Raw genomic sequence first — 2690 nt, 5'->3', positions numbered from 1 at the left:
GCCCTCCTTCGCCCTGGCCCACCGAATGACCGAGAGCGCGCCGGTCACGAGCAGGCGCCGGATCGTGCGGTCACCCATTTTGGTGATCCGCCCGAGCCGGTCCTTCCCACCACTCGAGTTCTGCCGCGGCACGAGACCGAGCCAGGCGCCGAAGTCACGCCCAGACCGGAATCCTTGGATGTCGGGAACCCCCGCCAGGATTGCACTCGCGGTGATTGGGCCGATACCCGGGACTGCAAGCAACCGGGCGCCGTCGGGATCTGCCTTGCAGCGGCGCTTCATACCTGCCTCCAGCTGATCGACCTGCTTTCCGAGCTCCACAAGCTGATCGATGAGCAGGTTCAGCGCATTCCGAGCCAAGGCTGGTATGGGGGTAGTCGGGTCAGCGACCCGCTCGATCAGTTGGCTCATATGCTGCGGGCCAGCAGGCGCGAGAATGCCGAACTCGGCCAGATGGCCGCGGACGGCATTGATGAGCGTTACCCTTTGCCGCGACAACAGTTCGTGCGTGCGCTGTATGACCCGCGCAGCCTGCTGGTCCGCAGTCTTGATCGGGGTCGTCCGCACGTTCGCCCGGGTAACCGCCTCGCATATCGCGGCTGCATCGGCTGCATCATTCTTCTGGCGCACGACGTAGGGCTTGACGTAGGACGGCGGGATCAGGCGCACGTCGTGGCCGAGATCACGCAGTTCCCGGCCCCAGTAGTGGGCGGTTGCACACGCCTCCATGCCGACCAGGCACGGTGGCAGCGCGGCGAAGAACGCACGCAGCTCATCGCGGCGCAGCTTGCGCTGAAGCACCTTCCGGCCCTGCGCGTCGGCGCCGTGGACCTGCAGGACGCGCTTGCCAATATCGAGCCCGATTGTGGTGATCTCAACCATGGGTAGCCTCCCTCCTGCCGGCCGGGTCGACGGCCGCCTTGGCATTGTGGTGCCGGGAGCGGAGGCCATCCACCGCATCACGTCTCGACCAGTGACGCTGCCGCGCACCAGCGAGTGCCGCCGTCATCGCCCGACGCGAATAGCGAGTTCTTCCTGCTCAGAGTCTGAACTCGAAATAAGCCGCCCTCTTCGGGTCGACTGCGATACGTAAAGCAATGCGCCGGCTGGACCTCACCATGTTGGGCCGATGTCCCGCACCAGCCTACGCAGCAATGGCGACCTGCCTCCCTGGTGGCCTCCGGCGGGACGCGCACGAGCACCTCGAGCCCAATCTGCGGGACCGGAACGGGTGCCTCCTGGCGCGTGGAGTGCAGGAAGCGGAACGCCATCAGCAGAGCCTCACCTCGGCAAGCACAGGACTCGCGACCTCCGCGTCCTTTGCGCAGCGAGACCGTATTCTCCGCGCCGGTAGACGTCGAGATGCAGACCATCGACGTGCTTTTTCCGATCAATGCTACGCGCGGGCGGCGTTTTCTGCGTCCGTCCTGCTTGGGATTGGGTGCTGCCCGCCTCTATGGACAGGCCGCAGGAACTTGGTGGAGGTTGGTGGAGGATTGTCCGGCTAGACTGCGGCCCGGCATGCCCAAGCGGAGCTTCGAGAATGGGTATCCTGCTGGCGTTCGCCCCCTTTGTCGCCTTTGCCACCGTGGACAGGCTCTCTGGGTCAACCGAAGGGCTGGTCGCAGGTGCTGTCGTCTCGGCGGCTCTACTCCTGCGCGACGTCATGCAGGGCAGGACGGCCAAAGTGCTCGAAGTCGGCACGGCGATCCTGTTCGGCGGGCTGGCGCTCTACGCTTTGCTGGGCCGCCCGGCCTGGTCCATCATCGGCGTCAGGCTCGTCGTGGACACGGGGTTGCTGCTGATCGTGCTCGCGTCGTTGGCCATGCGCCGGCCCTTCACCCTGCAGTACGCCCGCGAGCAGGTCGCGCCGGAGCTGTGGGATGCGCCAGAGTTCGTCCGCACCAACTACATCATCACCGCCGTTTGGGCCTTGGCCTTCGCGGTGATGGTCGCCGCCGAGTTGGTCCTTCTCTACGTGCCTGGTATCCCGCCGCGTGCCGGCATCATCGCCATTATTCTGGCACTAGTTGGCGCAGTGAAATTTACCGGCTGGTATCCAGAGCGGCAGCAAAGCGCACGCTCCACGGTCTGACACCTCGCCGGCGGACCAGGTATCAGAAGCCGCAGATGACGGAAGAATGCGACAGCTAGCGCTGCATCGCGGCACAAGTCGCTTCTGTCGTTCAGGCATTTATATGGCCGCCGACGGCTTGCGCGATGCGGCTCCAACACCATTCCCTCCTATGTCCCTCGATGTTTGGAGACATGATGATGATGGTTACACGGCTTGTCTTGACTGCTCTTCCACTGTTTTTTCTGACTGTGGCCTGCTCTGATCCTAAAACTTCGGTACCTTCGCAGACTGCCAGCCCTACACCGGCGCAGCGCACCCGCGACACGCTCGATCCGGCACGTGGGCCTGCCGAGGCGGCCGGACGCGCCATGGATCGTGGCATGAACCCGAACCGGCCGTAGCTGAGCGCGGGCCGTCAGATACTACGTCAGGTTGCGGCACGCTCTGGGTGCGGTGAACGCTGCAGTTTCTTGTTGCTCTGCTTCCGTACATCGTCGCCGGCCTAGGTGTTTGGTCCCGGGGTTTCGTGGTGCAGTCTTCTCCCAGGCATGGAAGGACGCGCTATGGGCCAGGTTCTCCACGGCAGCGCCACTACGACAGAGGCGATCCGTCG

General features: G+C 64.5%; 2 protein-coding genes. One reads left to right on the top strand and one right to left on the bottom strand.

All coding sequences use genetic code 11. The annotated features are described in order from the left end of the window. On the bottom strand, window positions 1-882 hold an 882-nt coding region (locus E2C06_RS36055), incomplete at its 3' end, for an IS110 family RNA-guided transposase (RefSeq protein WP_165982908.1). Between the two features lie 661 nt (window positions 883-1543). On the opposite strand from E2C06_RS36055, the gene E2C06_RS36045 reads away from it, so the two are divergent. Continuing rightward, entirely contained in the window at window positions 1544-2095 is a 552-nt protein-coding gene (locus E2C06_RS36045) for a DUF3159 domain-containing protein (RefSeq protein WP_133293330.1), read from the top strand. The last annotated feature ends 595 nt before the right edge of the window (window positions 2096-2690 follow it).

Origin of the sequence: Dankookia rubra (assembly GCF_004355005.1) — a bacterium.
GTDB classification, from domain to species: Bacteria; Pseudomonadota; Alphaproteobacteria; order Acetobacterales; family Acetobacteraceae; genus Paracraurococcus; species Paracraurococcus ruber_A.
This window is presented reverse-complemented; position numbering and strand designations above follow the sequence as displayed.